The following is a 13518-nucleotide window of genomic DNA, read 5'->3' as shown; positions in this document are numbered from 1 at the left end:
GCTAATACATTATTTAATAAAAACTAAATACAAATTACTCATTTCATATATATATCTTATTTGATTGGTACTAAGCAAAAATATCAATCCTAAATTATTTTTCCCTTCAGTAATTTTATTTCTTCTAGAAGTTACTTATTCTGACCAAAAGACTCAGTTTATTGGGAAACAGACCATTAAAAGACTACCGAATACCGATAGTCTTTGGAGTATAGGTTAGTTTTCCTGATAAGCAAAGTACGCACTGATTAATGTTTTTGCTGCTATAGGCATTGCTCTTTCATCAAAGTCAAAATGGGGGTGGTGATGTGGGAAGTGATTTCCTGCTTTTTCAGCTCCCGTGAAGAAAAATGCCCCAGGTCTTTCTTGTAGATAATAAGCAAAATCCTCACCGCCCATTACTGGAATGATTTCCTCGACTGTTTTGACTTCAGGTAGTTTCTTGCTTACTTCCATGATAAGTTCTGCTTCGGTGGGGTGGTTCACTACAGGTGGATAGCCTTTTTTATAATTAAACATGTAAGTACATTCATTTGCAATACAAACACCTTTAATGATCTTTTCCATTTCCTCGATTACTTGTTCTTGTATTTCAATATCCAGATAACGAACAGTACCAACTAACCTAGCTGTATCAGCAATTATATTAAACGCATTACCTGCTTCAAACATACCGACTGTAATAACTGCAGTTTCTAGTGGATCCAGTCTTCTGCTAACAATTTGTTGGAGCTGGGTTACGATTTGAGAGCCGATTACAATAGAATCCTTTGTTTCATGCGGATAGGCACCGTGTCCACCTTGGCCTTGGATCACAATTTCGAACCTGTCTGCCCCTGCCATCATAACACTTTTAGAAGTTTGAACAGTGCCAATAGGGATAGTTGCCCATAGGTGTGTTCCAAAAACGGCATCAACGTTTTGTAATACACCAGAATCAATCATCGGTTTAGCCCCACCAGGAGCATATTCCTCAGCATGTTGATGAAGAAAGACAATTGTTCCGGATAGTTCTTCCCGATAGGATTTCATTACTTTAGCTAAGGTTAGAAGTGTTGCTGTATGCCCATCATGTCCGCAGGCATGCATAACACCGTCCACCTTGGATTTATATGGAACATTCTTAGCGTCTTGTATAGGGAGAGCATCAAAGTCAGCACGTATAGCAATGGTCTTTCCAGGCTTAGACCCTTTCAGTGTTGCAACTACTCCGTTTCCGCCAACACCTTTTTCAAATGGAATACCCAATTCCTCGTAGAAGTTAGCGATGTATTGAGCTGTTTTATATTCTTTAAAAGATACTTCAGGATGTTGATGTAAATAACGACGTATCTCCACTGTTTCCGGATATAACGCCTCAATGGCCTGATGAATTTTTTGTAACATGATTATTCCCCCATTCCTAAATTTTTTTACTATTATAGCATCTTTTTGTAGAAAAATAATTTTAAATTACTATTAGATAAGCTATGATTGAATCAATATGAAAATGAATCTCAGGAGGTTTCAACATTTGAAAAGGCGTCAAATTGTTTTTACTTCGTTTTTAATGGTTATGTTAGGTGTAATTGGTACCTGGACTTTTAAAATAATTCGCGGGGAAATACCTTATGTGGACAAGTTGACAAGGGATCTAGTCGATACATTCCCTGATACATATATCTATACTTTCTTTCGAATGGTAACTAACTTAGGGTCAGAATCTTTTATGTACCCTTTTACTGCAGTAGTGACCATCATACTAATCATATTATTTAGGGACTGGTTACCTGGAATAATATTTGGTTTTGGTATTTTTGCAACACATCAAGCCAATAAATTAATTAAGCTTTTAGTGAATAGAGATCGTCCTTCTATATTAGAAGAAGCAAATGCAGTAGGGGAGAGTTTCCCTTCAGGACACGCGATGGTTCCAATCGTTTGTTATGGGTTGATCGCCTATTTTCTAGCTAAAAAGATAAAATCCACAACAATCGTGTTATGTATTCAAATATCCTTTGCATTGCTTGTGTTTCTAATTGGTATAAGTAGATATGTTATTAATGTTCATTATTTAACTGATATTTTTGCAGGGTTTGTGTTTGGATTTGTATGTTTGCTCTCACTTATATACCTGTATGAATGGATTAAAAAGTTGAGGACTCGGTCTTAAGTCGGAGATAAAAGCATTCTAGAGATGGTTTTCCCTTGCTTCAAAAATGACTAAGATATAAGTAACAGAAGAGAAGAAGGGAGCATTTTATATGGATGCTGTAGCGGAGCAAGCTAAGGTACCAATTTTTCATAATCGTAATTTTGTTCTTTTATTAATTAGTGCGTTATTTTCATCACCTGGCTATTTTGTCTATATTATCGGGGCAGAGTGGTTGATGCTTACAATTACGGATAATCGATTTTATTTTGGGATGTTGTTTTTTGTAGCAGCAATACCGAGACTTATTCTATTAATTGTAGGGGGATTAATTGCAGATCGAGTAAATAAACGGACAGTTCTATTTTGGTCCGATTTTACTCGAGCAATGTTAATTGGTATATTGATTCTACTAATTTTCACGGATACAGTTGCCGTATGGCATTTGCTAGTTTTATCAGGACTGTTTGGTATTTCGGATGCGTTTAGTTATCCAGCCATGCAATCATTAATCCCAACATTACTAGAAAAGGATCAATTACAACGGGGGAATTCTTTTATTCAAATGACTGCCCAAATTAGTCCTATTCTTGGGCCGGCACTTGGTGGAACATTGATTGCCCTCTTAGGTTTCACCGGTGTATTCTCTGTGGCATGTGTCCTATTACTATTAGCTTCTTTGGCCGTGTTATTTATTCGAATGAAGGAAGAAAAACAAGAAGCCTCAGAAAATCATTCACCATTAGCTGATTTAAAAGAAGGATTTCTGTATGCTCGTAAAAATGAACTTATCATTACAGTAGTAATCATGGCATTGTTCTTAAACTTGTTCTTTTCGGGTCCAATTGCGATAGGCATGCCGGTTATCGTTAAGGATGTTTTTGACGGGAGTGCGGTGAGTCTTGCAACCATTCAAACATCAATGGGAGTAGGGGCTCTGATTGGGGCTATCTTACTGGCAAGCTTGAAATTAAAGAAGCCTGGTAAAGCTGTTATTAGTGGACTTATAGGCTTAGGGGTAGCATTTGGAACGATGGGTTTATCGGCAAACATTTGGATGATGGCTGGATTAGTTGCTCTAATGGCTGTGTTAACACAAATTGTTAACATTCCATTAATTACCATGCTACAACAAACAACGGATAAGCGTATGCTTGGCAGGATGATGAGCATGTTTATGACAGTATCAACCGGACTTACACCAATTTCCTATGTTGCAACTTCATCTCTTATTGCGGTTGGTGTTAGTATCCAATGGATTATTGTTGTATGTGGATCTATCGTAACCCTTATTGCAATCTACAACTTAAGAAATAAAAAAATACTAGAGTTCAAATTATCATAAGGGAGAGAGACAAATGAAAAGTGGATTTTTCCGTTTTCTAATTGCAGCTGTATTAATTATTTTCGGTGTCGTACTAGTGTTAGAGAATATTGGTGTACTCGAATTTAATAGTGAAAACGCTTGGGGTTATATTTATCCATCCATTTTTGTACTGTTTGGCTTAAAATGGATGATTGATCGTATGAGACATCGAGGCGGAAGTTGGGTCTGGGGATCCTTCTTCTTCATCTATGGATCACTACTATTATTTGACCGGTTCGATGTAATTGAGTTTGCCTTTAGAGACGTTTTCAAACTTTGGCCATTATTAATTGTTTACTTTGGATTTCTTTTTATTGGAAAATCTACGAAGCCTAAAGTAATCATTCATAAAGGTGGATCCACGGTAGAAAAAGAAGATAATAGTTCTTTTTTTACCGTCGGAAATCATGAATTTAACAAGCCAAATTGGAAGGTTGAACCAACAACGGTCAAAACGCTTGCTGGAGATTTTTACTATGATTTCTCTAAAGCTTATATACCAGAAAAAGAGATTCCAATTACGATCAGCTCACTCGCAGGCGATGTTCATATTCTCGTTCCAGAGAATCTTGAATTTCAGGTCCATGCTTCAGTCAAAGCTGGAGATATCGATGTTGTAGGGCAGTCTGTAGACGGTATTAATCGTTCCCTAAATTATGTGACACCAAATTATGATAATGCAACAAGAAAGATTAATTTTAATTTGAAATTAAAGGCTGGTTCCATCCGAGTTGACTATGTTTAGTAGGGGAGGGAGTACGATGAAAAAACGATTTTCCAGTATTCGGTATAGTTATATAATCTCACACTTTAACGGACTTTTTCTAACCTTAATTACCATTTTAGCAATATTACTATCTATTTATGTGTTAGTAAGTCCAACATGGCTTACTTCCAATAGCATCTTTTTATTTATTGGTTTATACGCAGTTATTGCATTCTTTATTTCGGTATATGTGGGTTTCCGTTCAAGTGGAGATATAAAACAACGCATGGATTATTTATCCGTACTTATCACACAATTTGCTAATGGAAACTATCAATCTAGAATATACTTTAACGAAGGGGACGAGCTTTCACGAATTGGAAATGAATTAAATGAGCTTGGTGAAAAACTTCAAAATCAAGTGAAGTCCCTACAACGCTTAGCGGATGAGAAAGCGGAATTAGCAAAGTCAGCACATAAGTCAGCTGTTATTGAAGAAAGACAACGTATTGCCAGGGACCTACACGACGCAGTTAGTCAACAGCTTTTTGCACTGTCTATGATGTCTGAAGCGGCAGTTAGGCAAATCGAACATAATCCAGTTTTAGCAAAAGAACAGATGGTAGAAGTGGCAAGTGCAGCACATCATGCACAATCGGAAATGCGTGCACTACTACTACATTTAAGACCCGTCCATTTATCTGGAGATCCTCTACCAAAGGGTATTATGAAACTTGTAGAGGAGTTAAAACAAAAATCACAAATTAACTTCCAACTAGAGATAGATGAGAAGCTAACATTATCCGAAGCGACAGAAGAGCATGTGTTTCGAATAATTCAAGAATCCTTATCCAATATACTTCGTCATGCGAATGCATCTGAAGTGAAAATAGAAATTATTAAACGTGGTAATGAACTCTTTATGCATATTGCAGATAATGGAAAAGGGTTTGAACTATCCAATGATAATGAGAAAAAGACTTCGTACGGCTTGAAAACAATGAAGGAACGTAGCGAGGAATTAGGTGGTACCTTTACCATTAGGTCGAATATGGATGAAGGCACCTATATTGATATTCGAATACCTTGTTAATGAGAGATTACTATAGTAAATAAGGGGAGGAATAGAAGATGATTCGTGTTATCGTGGTAGATGATCATGAAATTGTAAGAAAAGGCATCATAGCATATTTACAGACTGACCCGGAAATTAATGTCGTTGGTCAAGCGAGTAGTGGAAATGATGGAGCAAAACTTATTTTGAAAGAAAAGCCAGATGTTGTATTGATGGATCTAATGATGGATAACGGTACGGGTATTGATGCAACAAATCAGGTGATGCAGGAATATCCAACATGCAAGATTATTATCCTAACAAGCTATTATGATGACCAACAAGTATTCCCAGCGTTAGAGGCAGGTGCATTTAGCTATATTTTGAAAACGTCATCAGCTGATGAAATTGTATCTGCCATAAAGAAAGCAGCTAATGGTGAGAATGTGATTGAACCAAAAGTAGCCAGTAAAATGATGACTAGTTTCCGGGGAGAGCAACGAAAACTTCACGATGAACTTACGGAACGAGAAATGGAAGTTTTATTATGTATTGGAAATGGAATGACCAATCAGGAAATTAGTGAAACATTGTATATTGGTATTAAAACAGTAAAAACCCATGTAAGTAATATTCTTGCTAAATTAGATGTTCATGACCGGACACAGGCGGCCGTATATGTTCATAAAAATAATTTGTTAAAATCAAGAGGGTGAAGCCCTCTTTTTTGTTTTTTATATCAATTCCTAGTATAATACTAGGGAAATAAACACGAATTGAGGAGAATACCTGAATGGATGATTCTAAGAAAAGAGAGAATTTTCTCCTTGGTATATGGGGAGTAGCAGCAGTAGCCACTGCGGGTAGTTTGTTTTTCTCGGAAGTACTGGGGTATATACCTTGTGAATTATGTTGGTACCAGCGAATTCTCATGTACCCATTGGTCATTATTTATGGTACAGCTTTATTTAAAAAAGATTTAGCCACTGCTTTACCAGGGTTATTTCTAAGTGGTATTGGCATTTGTGTTTCTACATATCATTATATGCTACAAAAATTACCTGCTTTAAATGAAGTAGGGGGTGCTTGTGGAACAGTACCATGTAATTCGGAATACATAAATTACTTTGGTTTTATTACGATTCCATTTATGGCAGGTACTGCGTTTATTCTGATTTTTGTAACTCATCTAATACTTTTAAAACAAGCTAGGGGGAAATAATCATGCAAAAGAAAATGATAGCAATTATCGCGGCAATTGTCGTGTTGTTCGGTGCATTATTCTTAGTCATTAGTTACAAGAATAATAAAGCAATGGAAAATAATCCATATGGAACAGAAGATCTGGACCAAGCGACAATCGACCAACTAAATGACCCAAACTATGGTAATCAAATTTTACCGGATGAATTAATTGAAAACGTAGAAGGTGGAGAAGGGGTAACCGTATATTACTATAGCCCAATTTGTTCATTTTGTAAGGCAACTACACCTTATCTAGTACCGTTAGCAGAGGATATGGATGTAGATATGAAGAAATTGAATCTTTTGGAATTTGCACCTGAAGTTCAGCAGTTTGCTATTCAATCAACACCAACTCTTGTACATTATGAAGATGGAAAAGAGGTTGCCCGTTTAGAAGGGCAGCAAGAAGAGGATGTATATGCTGCATTTTTTGATGAGTATGTTTTAAAATAATATAAATATAAGAGGCCCTTAATTGTGTTGGAAATACAATTTAGGGCCTCTCTTTTGGTTAAGCTATTCTTGTTCAATCATGTTATATGTATTTACAAACGGTCTATCTGCAAAATATGCTGGTGGTTTTGTTCCGGTGTGTGCTTTTTGGAACCCTTCTGAGTTTTTCCATTGCTCATAGCTATTTGCTGAATCCCATTGGGTTAAGACAACGTATGTATTACCTTTTACAGGCTTTAATAATCGAAATGCTTGGAATCCCGATTCACCATCTACTTCGCCTTTTCTTCTCTTAAAGTTGTCTTCAAATACTGGTCTACCTTCGTCTGTTACGGGGATATTATTCATGACAACATATCCCTTTTCTTGTATATCTCCTGATTGAATAAGAACCTCATAGCTTCTTCCAGATTGGAATACCTTTTGTTTGGTACCTTCATAATATGCGATATCATTGGAAGAACCAGTCATAAAGTGGAATTTGATGGCAGGGTACTTATTGGAAAACTTCGTTAAAAAGTCAATGGTTCCATTTGTCATGTAGGCATTCATCACAAATCTCCTTTCTTGCACAAATCAATTGCATCAATAATAATTATTAATAGATAACGGTTATTGCTTTAAGTTTGATTTAATTAGTCGTATAATAGGCAACGTATGATAGATGAGATGTTCATAGTATCTATTTTATCGTAAAATAGATGGAATTATAACCATCCTACTTATTGTGAAAGGATATTTTATTCCAGAACTGACTTTATTCGACAAAATATTTCCCAGGTAATATTAAATGATAATAGTGTCTATTATGTGTTGTGTAAATTAGACAAATTAATGACAAAATAGCTTCTTTCTATACATCAGAAGTCGAAATAGGTATAGTAGAATAGGACAGTTTATTAGAAGTCCTTGTTGTAATACATTACATAAAAAGGTATGGATATAGTTTGAAAGATAATCCAAAAAGGGTGAGAACATGAATTTTAATGATACGATCATTCGTGCGTACAAAGGTGAAGCAACTGATTATACGCCTGCATGGTTTATGAGACAGGCAGGTAGGTCACAACCTGAATACAGAAAGCTTAAAGAAAAGTATTCTTTATTTGACATAACTCATCGTCCAGAAGTTTGTGCCTATGTCACGAGACTTCCTGTAGAACAGTATAATGTCGATGCTGCAATTCTTTACAAGGACATCATGTCACCACTTCCAGCTTTAGGTGTTGATGTTGAAATTAAGTCTGGTATTGGCCCAGTTATTGATAATCCAATTAAGAGCATTCAGGACGTAGAAAAATTGGGAACAATTAATCCAGAAGTAGATGTTCCTTATGTTTTAGATACGATTAAATTGTTAACAGAAGAACAACTATCTGTTCCTTTAATTGGATTTAGTGGTGCACCATTTACAATAGCAAGTTATATGATTGAAGGTGGACCATCAAAGACTTATGGGAAAACAAAAGCATTTATGTATGCAAATTCTGAAGCATGGTTTGCTTTAATGGATAAACTTGCCGATATGACGATTACCTATGTGAAATCACAAATTAAAGCTGGGGTAAAGGCCGTACAAATATTTGATTCTTGGGTTGGATCTTTAAATACCCAAGATTATAGAACGTATATTAAGCCGGTTATGAATCGTATCTTCAGCGAGCTGAAAAATGAAGATGTACCACTAATCATGTTTGGTGTTGGTGCTAGTCACTTATTATTAGAGTGGAATGATCTACCGGTCGATGTCATTGGTCTTGACTGGAGAACATCCATAAAAGAGGCAAGAGAATTAGGAGTAACCAAGGTATTACAAGGAAACTTAGACCCTGCAATTTTACTTTCGGATTGGGAGATAATTGAAGCAAGAACTAAAGAAATATTAGACCAATCAAAAGAAGATGGCAGACATGTATTCAACTTAGGGCATGGTGTTACGCCAGATGTAAAACCTGAAACATTGAAGAAACTTACTGAATTAATTCATACTTATTCTAAACGCTAACTAGATACAAAACTTACATGAAGAGGTGTAGGAAAATGGAAAGAAAGAAATTAGGACTACTTATTATGGCGTATGGTACTCCATATAAAGAAGAAGATATTGAACCTTATTACACACATATTCGTCATGGAAGAAAGCCTTCGGATGAACAACTTCAGGATTTAAAAGACCGTTACAAGGCAATTGGGGGAATTTCTCCATTAGCTCGTATCACTGAGGAACAAGCAAAAGCGATTGAAAAAAAATTAAATGAAATGCAAAATGAATATGAATATAAAGCATATATTGGTCTAAAACATATCGCACCATTTATTGAAGATGCTGTTGCGGAAATGGGGAAAGATGGTATTAAAGAAGCTGTTTCCCTAGTGCTAGCACCTCATTACTCAACATTTAGTGTTAAATCCTATAACACTCGTGCTGGTGAAGAAGCAGCTAAACATGATATTAACATTAAAGCAGTAGAAAGCTGGTATGATGCACCAGATTTTATTCAATATTGGGCAGATCATATTAATGCAGAATACGATAAAATGACACCAGAAGAACGTGAAAAAGCTGTTCTTATCGTCTCCGCACACAGTTTACCAGAGAAGATTTTACAAAATGGTGACCCATATCCGGAACAATTGGCTGAAACAGCAAGATTAATTGCTGAGAAAGCTGGTATCGCAAACTATGAGTTAGGTTGGCAAAGTGAAGGGAACACTCCAGATCCATGGTTAGGACCTGATGTTCAAGATTTAACTCGTTCGGTTTACGAAGAAAAAGGATATCGTGCATTTGTATACGCACCAGTTGGATTTATTGCGGACCACTTAGAAGTTTTATATGACAACGATTATGAATGTAAAGTGGTTTGTGATGAATTAGGGGTTAGCTACTATAGACCTCCAATGCCAAACACACATCCATTATTTATTGAAACATTAGCTAAGGTTGTAAAAAGTAGAGCAAAGCGGGATGCGTAATGAATAAGCAAACCATTCTGATAATAGGCGGCGGGATAACTGGGTTATCCGCTGCCTATTACTTACAAAAAAACATACAAGAAAATAATTTACCATACCAAATTAAACTGGTTGAAGCGAATAATCGGCTAGGTGGAAAAATAGACACCTATAAACGTGACGGATTTACCATTGAGCGTGGTCCAGATTCCATGATTGCTAGAAAGAAACCAGGTGTAAAACTAGTGGAAGAATTAGGATTGAAGGATCAGATGGTTCGTAATGCGACAGGACAGTCCTATATTTTAGTTCAAGGGAAGCTTCATATGATGCCCAAAGGTGCTTTTATGGGAATTCCAATGGAGATTGACCCTTTCCTACGTTCTGAACTTGTTTCCTCATCTGGAAAAGAACGTGCATTACTTGATTTAGAGATGGGAAAAGGGGAAGAAATGGTTGACCAATCATTGGGTTCTTTTATGCGACGACGTTTCGGAGATGAGCTAGTTGATAACGAAATTGAACCATTATTATCCGGTATATATTCTGGTGATATTGATGAAATGAGTTTGATGGCGACATTCCCAAATTTTTATCAACTGGAACAAAAATATGGCAGTTTGATTAAGGGCTTAAATGAAACGATGCCTAAACCAGCCCAAACAACTGGGAAAGCACCCGGGGTCTTTTTCTCTTTTAAAGATGGCTTAGAAGTATTGGTTGATAAATTAGTAGAGAAGCTTGATCAAGATTCGGTTCTTCTCAATACCAGAGTGGATCATGTGGAGAAAAAAGAAACCGGATACCATGTGTTATTGGATAATGGTGAAGTAATTGAAGCATCTGCAGTTATTGCTACAACACCACATCAAACGTTGCCGAAGATGTTTAGTGAGTTTGATTTTCTAAATGTATTTACAGATGTTCCGTCTAGCTCTGTTGCGAATGTTGCACTTGCCTTTGAACAATCTGCTATTAAACAAGATATAGATGGTACCGGATTTGTTGTATCTCGTAACAGTGATTTTCGTATTACGGCATGTACATGGACACATAAAAAATGGCCTTCCTCTACACCAAAAGGAAAGGCACTAATTCGTTGTTATGTTGGCAGACCAAGTGATCAAGAGATTGTTGATTTGCCGGATGAGGAATTGATAGAAATTGTTTTAAAGGATCTCAATAAAACAATGAATATTACCTCGAAACCAGATTTTAGTGTTATTTCCCGATGGAAAAATGTGATGCCACAGTATACAGTGGGCCATATAGAAAGAATTCAGAAGATACGTAAAGAAGCAAATGAACAACTTCCAGGGGTTTATTTTGCAGGTAGTTCATTTGAAGGTGTTGGAATTCCGGATTGTATTGAACAAGGTGAAAAGGCAGTACATCAAGTTATTGAATTTCTTCAAGTTAAATAATAGTCACGGAAAGCGGCATTTGCTAAATTGCAAGTGCTGTTTTAATTTGTGACGAATTTTGGGTGGAATATTAGTCATTTTTTGCAGTAATTGTGTTGAACTGAGGAATGTGAGTATGCCATACATTATTTCGTGCCGTGGCTAGCATTAGAATGATGGAGAGCAGTATACCAACTTTTTATTAATTGTTATTACAATCATAAAAAATCGCCTAAGAACTAATTAAGATTTCTTAGGCGATTTATTACTTTTATAAAATACTATTCATAACTCTTTTCCAGTTCATCCACTAATGAACCAACAAAAGCAACGGCTTCACGAATTGCATCTGGCTTAGACATATCTACTCCAGCTTGTTTAATCAAATCAAGTGGTTTTAATGTTCCACCAGCTCTAAGAACATCTAACCAGCTATCAACAACAGGTTTACCTTCTTCTTGTATGCGTTTTGCAACTGCAGTTGATACTGTTAATCCGGCAGAATAAGTATATGGATATAAGCCCATATAGTAGTGAGGCTGGCGCATCCATGTGAGCCCGGCTCCTTCGTCAAATGTAACGGCATCGCCCCAGAAGTTTTCAAGGGCTTCTTGTTTTTGCTGTGTTAATACAGATGCTGTTAATGGAGTGCCAGCTTCTGCTAACTCATACACACGACGTTGGTATTCTCCCTCAAGTAAATGAGTGACAAAGTTATGGTAATACGTACCTAATAGTTGGGTGATAATCCAACGCTTCATGCGTTTATCGTCGGTATTGCTCATTAAATGATTTGCTAATAGTAACTCATTCATCGTTGAAGGAGCTTCAACAAAATAGGTTGATGGTCTTGTGTTCAATAAGGATTGATTTTTACCTGCAAGATAGAAATGACCCGCATGACCTAGTTCATGTGCTAAAACAAAAGCACCGCGCATTGTATCTGTCCAAGTAATTAGGATATATGGGTGTACACCGTATGGACTTGAGCAGAATGCACCTGTTGCTTTACCTACGTTATCAGCTAAGTCAATCCAGCGCTCATTTAATCCTTTTTCCATAATCTCTGTGTATTCTGGTCCCATTACTTTTAATGCATCTAGAATTACAGTTTTTGCTTCTTCGTAAGTAGTCTTTGGATTAAATTCAGGGTCTAGTGGCGCTTTTAAATCACAGTAGAGCATTTCATCAAGACCAAGCTTTTCCTTCTTTAATTTAGCGTAACGACGCATATGTGGTGCTAGTTCTTCTTGGATAACATTTAGTTGATTTTCATACATTTCTTTTGTTACTTGTTGAGGAGCTAGTAGCATGTCTGTGACAGATTTGTAGTTGCGTAGGCGAGCCATGGTTACCTGTCTCGTCACCTCTGTCGCATAGTTTGCAGCAAAGGTATTTTTATATTGATTTAATGTCTTTGTGAATGAATCGTACGCATCACGGCGAAGCTTCGTATTAGTTTCTAATTCAAAACGGTCTTCGTATAATGCTGCAGACATTGGTAGCTCATTGCCTTCTTCATCTGTTATGGAGTCAAAAACCATATCAGATGCTTTACTACGAGAATAAATCATATAAGGTGCACCATGTACTTCACTAAGTGCTGCCAATGTTTCTTCAATTTCCGGTGAAAGGGTATGAGGCTTCTCCTCTAAAATATCATCTAGTACTTTTTTATAAGGCTTTAGTGCTGTCTCTTCGTTTAAGAATTGTTCGATCCTTTCTTCAGGTAATGCTAACAGCTCGGATTGAACAAAGGATAGCTTCGCCCCAATACTAGCCCCTGCGGAAGATACTCTTGCAGAATCGCGTTGGTTTTCCGGATCACTTCCATCGGCACTAGATTTAAGACTAGCATATGTAAATACTCGAACTAAACGTTCACGATAGTTTTCTAGTGTTGTAAGACAGTTTAGTAATGTCTTTGCATCATTTCCTAATTTACCTTTGTACTGGGTAATTTCTGTAATGTCTTCTTGAACGGCTTTTAGTTCGTTTTCCCAATCCTCAAATGTTGGAAATAAATCTGTTAAATCCCATTTTTGTTCCTGTGGTACTTCAGAGCGGGTTAGTCTTTTAGTCTTTGTGGTCGTCATTTAATATTCCCCTTTCCCAAAAAATATTTCGGTAGTCTAAATATTATAATACAAATTTTGAAAGATGGATATGATTTTGAATATTTTTTTATTGAATTTAATTTGATTA

Annotated in this window: 13 protein-coding genes; 10 read left to right on the top strand and 3 right to left on the bottom strand. The window is 36.5% G+C overall.

Annotated features, from left to right (window positions below; translation table 11 throughout):
• Positions 1-216 precede the first annotated feature (216 nt).
• Positions 217-1386 (bottom strand): M20 metallopeptidase family protein, encoded by a 1170-nt coding sequence (locus tag TY11_RS17300; RefSeq protein ID WP_042149137.1) that lies wholly within the window; start codon positions 1384-1386, stop codon positions 217-219.
• A gap of 127 nt (positions 1387-1513) precedes the next feature.
• On the opposite strand from TY11_RS17300, the gene TY11_RS17295 reads away from it, so the two are divergent.
• The 7 genes from TY11_RS17295 to TY11_RS17265 all read left to right on the top strand — a co-directional run bounded on the left by TY11_RS17295 (position 1514) and on the right by TY11_RS17265 (position 6955).
• Positions 1514-2152: a phosphatase PAP2 family protein gene (locus TY11_RS17295; protein ID WP_231495874.1), complete on the top strand. Its 639-nt coding sequence runs from the start codon at positions 1514-1516 to the stop codon at positions 2150-2152.
• A gap of 91 nt (positions 2153-2243) precedes the next feature.
• A complete protein-coding gene (locus tag TY11_RS17290) occupies positions 2244-3476 on the top strand; it encodes an MFS transporter (protein ID WP_042149135.1) in 1233 nt (410 codons plus the stop codon).
• 13 nt (positions 3477-3489) lie between these two features.
• Entirely contained in the window at positions 3490-4242 is a 753-nt protein-coding gene (gene liaF, locus TY11_RS17285; protein WP_042149133.1) for a cell wall-active antibiotics response protein LiaF, read from the top strand.
• Positions 4243-4258: 16 nt separating this feature from the next.
• A complete protein-coding gene (locus TY11_RS17280) occupies positions 4259-5296 on the top strand; it encodes a sensor histidine kinase (protein ID WP_042149131.1) in 1038 nt (345 codons plus the stop codon).
• 38 nt (positions 5297-5334) lie between these two features.
• Positions 5335-5973, top strand: coding sequence for a response regulator transcription factor (locus tag TY11_RS17275; RefSeq protein WP_042149129.1), 639 nt, complete (start codon positions 5335-5337; stop codon positions 5971-5973).
• Between the two features lie 77 nt (positions 5974-6050).
• Complete coding sequence (locus TY11_RS17270) at positions 6051-6479, top strand: disulfide oxidoreductase (protein WP_042149127.1); 429 nt, start codon at positions 6051-6053, stop codon at positions 6477-6479.
• A 2-nt stretch (positions 6480-6481) separates the two neighbouring features.
• Complete coding sequence (locus TY11_RS17265; RefSeq protein WP_042149126.1) at positions 6482-6955, top strand: thioredoxin family protein; 474 nt, start codon at positions 6482-6484, stop codon at positions 6953-6955.
• Between the two features lie 63 nt (positions 6956-7018).
• Here TY11_RS17265 and TY11_RS17260 read toward each other — a convergent pair whose 3' ends face one another.
• Complete coding sequence (locus tag TY11_RS17260; RefSeq protein WP_042149124.1) at positions 7019-7507, bottom strand: antibiotic biosynthesis monooxygenase family protein; 489 nt, start codon at positions 7505-7507, stop codon at positions 7019-7021.
• A 424-nt stretch (positions 7508-7931) separates the two neighbouring features.
• Between TY11_RS17260 and hemE the strand changes: the two genes are divergently transcribed.
• Genes hemE through hemY form a run of 3 tightly spaced genes read left to right on the top strand, consistent with a single transcriptional unit; the run spans position 7932 to position 11334 of the window.
• Positions 7932-8960: a uroporphyrinogen decarboxylase gene (hemE, locus tag TY11_RS17255; protein ID WP_042149122.1), complete on the top strand. Its 1029-nt coding sequence runs from the start codon at positions 7932-7934 to the stop codon at positions 8958-8960.
• A gap of 35 nt (positions 8961-8995) precedes the next feature.
• Entirely contained in the window at positions 8996-9931 is a 936-nt protein-coding gene (gene hemH, locus TY11_RS17250; protein WP_042149121.1) for a ferrochelatase, read from the top strand.
• Positions 9931-11334 (top strand): protoporphyrinogen oxidase, encoded by a 1404-nt coding sequence (gene hemY, locus TY11_RS17245; protein ID WP_042149118.1) that lies wholly within the window; start codon positions 9931-9933, stop codon positions 11332-11334. Before hemH ends, hemY begins: the two co-directional genes overlap by 1 nt.
• Positions 11335-11594: 260 nt before the next feature.
• Here hemY and pepF read toward each other — a convergent pair whose 3' ends face one another.
• Positions 11595-13409: an oligoendopeptidase F gene (gene pepF, locus TY11_RS17240; protein WP_042149115.1), complete on the bottom strand. Its 1815-nt coding sequence runs from the start codon at positions 13407-13409 to the stop codon at positions 11595-11597.
• Positions 13410-13518: the final 109 nt, after the last annotated feature.

It is taken from the genome of Paucisalibacillus algeriensis, from assembly GCF_000577245.1.
In the GTDB taxonomy this organism is placed as follows: Bacteria; Bacillota; Bacilli; order Bacillales; family Amphibacillaceae; genus Ornithinibacillus.
Note: the sequence above shows the minus strand (reverse complement) of the source record. Positions and strands in the feature narration are given on the sequence as shown.

What these genes read in the sequence shown, in the direction of transcription:
- hemE (WP_042149122.1), top strand. Translation starts at nt 7,932, where the DNA reads ATGAATTTTAATGATACGATCATTCGTGCGTACAAAGGTGAAGCAACT.
- TY11_RS17290 (WP_042149135.1), top strand. Translation starts at nt 2,244, where the DNA reads ATGGATGCTGTAGCGGAGCAAGCTAAGGTACCAATTTTTCATAATCGT.
- liaF (WP_042149133.1), top strand. Translation starts at nt 3,490, where the DNA reads ATGAAAAGTGGATTTTTCCGTTTTCTAATTGCAGCTGTATTAATTATT.
- TY11_RS17280 (WP_042149131.1), top strand. Translation starts at nt 4,259, where the DNA reads ATGAAAAAACGATTTTCCAGTATTCGGTATAGTTATATAATCTCACAC.
- hemH (WP_042149121.1), top strand. Translation starts at nt 8,996, where the DNA reads ATGGAAAGAAAGAAATTAGGACTACTTATTATGGCGTATGGTACTCCA.
- TY11_RS17270 (WP_042149127.1), top strand. Translation starts at nt 6,051, where the DNA reads ATGGATGATTCTAAGAAAAGAGAGAATTTTCTCCTTGGTATATGGGGA.
- pepF (WP_042149115.1), bottom strand. Translation starts at nt 13,409, where the DNA reads ATGACGACCACAAAGACTAAAAGACTAACCCGCTCTGAAGTACCACAG.
- TY11_RS17265 (WP_042149126.1), top strand. Translation starts at nt 6,482, where the DNA reads ATGCAAAAGAAAATGATAGCAATTATCGCGGCAATTGTCGTGTTGTTC.
- TY11_RS17260 (WP_042149124.1), bottom strand. Translation starts at nt 7,507, where the DNA reads ATGAATGCCTACATGACAAATGGAACCATTGACTTTTTAACGAAGTTT.
- hemY (WP_042149118.1), top strand. Translation starts at nt 9,931, where the DNA reads ATGAATAAGCAAACCATTCTGATAATAGGCGGCGGGATAACTGGGTTA.
- TY11_RS17300 (WP_042149137.1), bottom strand. Translation starts at nt 1,386, where the DNA reads ATGTTACAAAAAATTCATCAGGCCATTGAGGCGTTATATCCGGAAACA.
- TY11_RS17275 (WP_042149129.1), top strand. Translation starts at nt 5,335, where the DNA reads ATGATTCGTGTTATCGTGGTAGATGATCATGAAATTGTAAGAAAAGGC.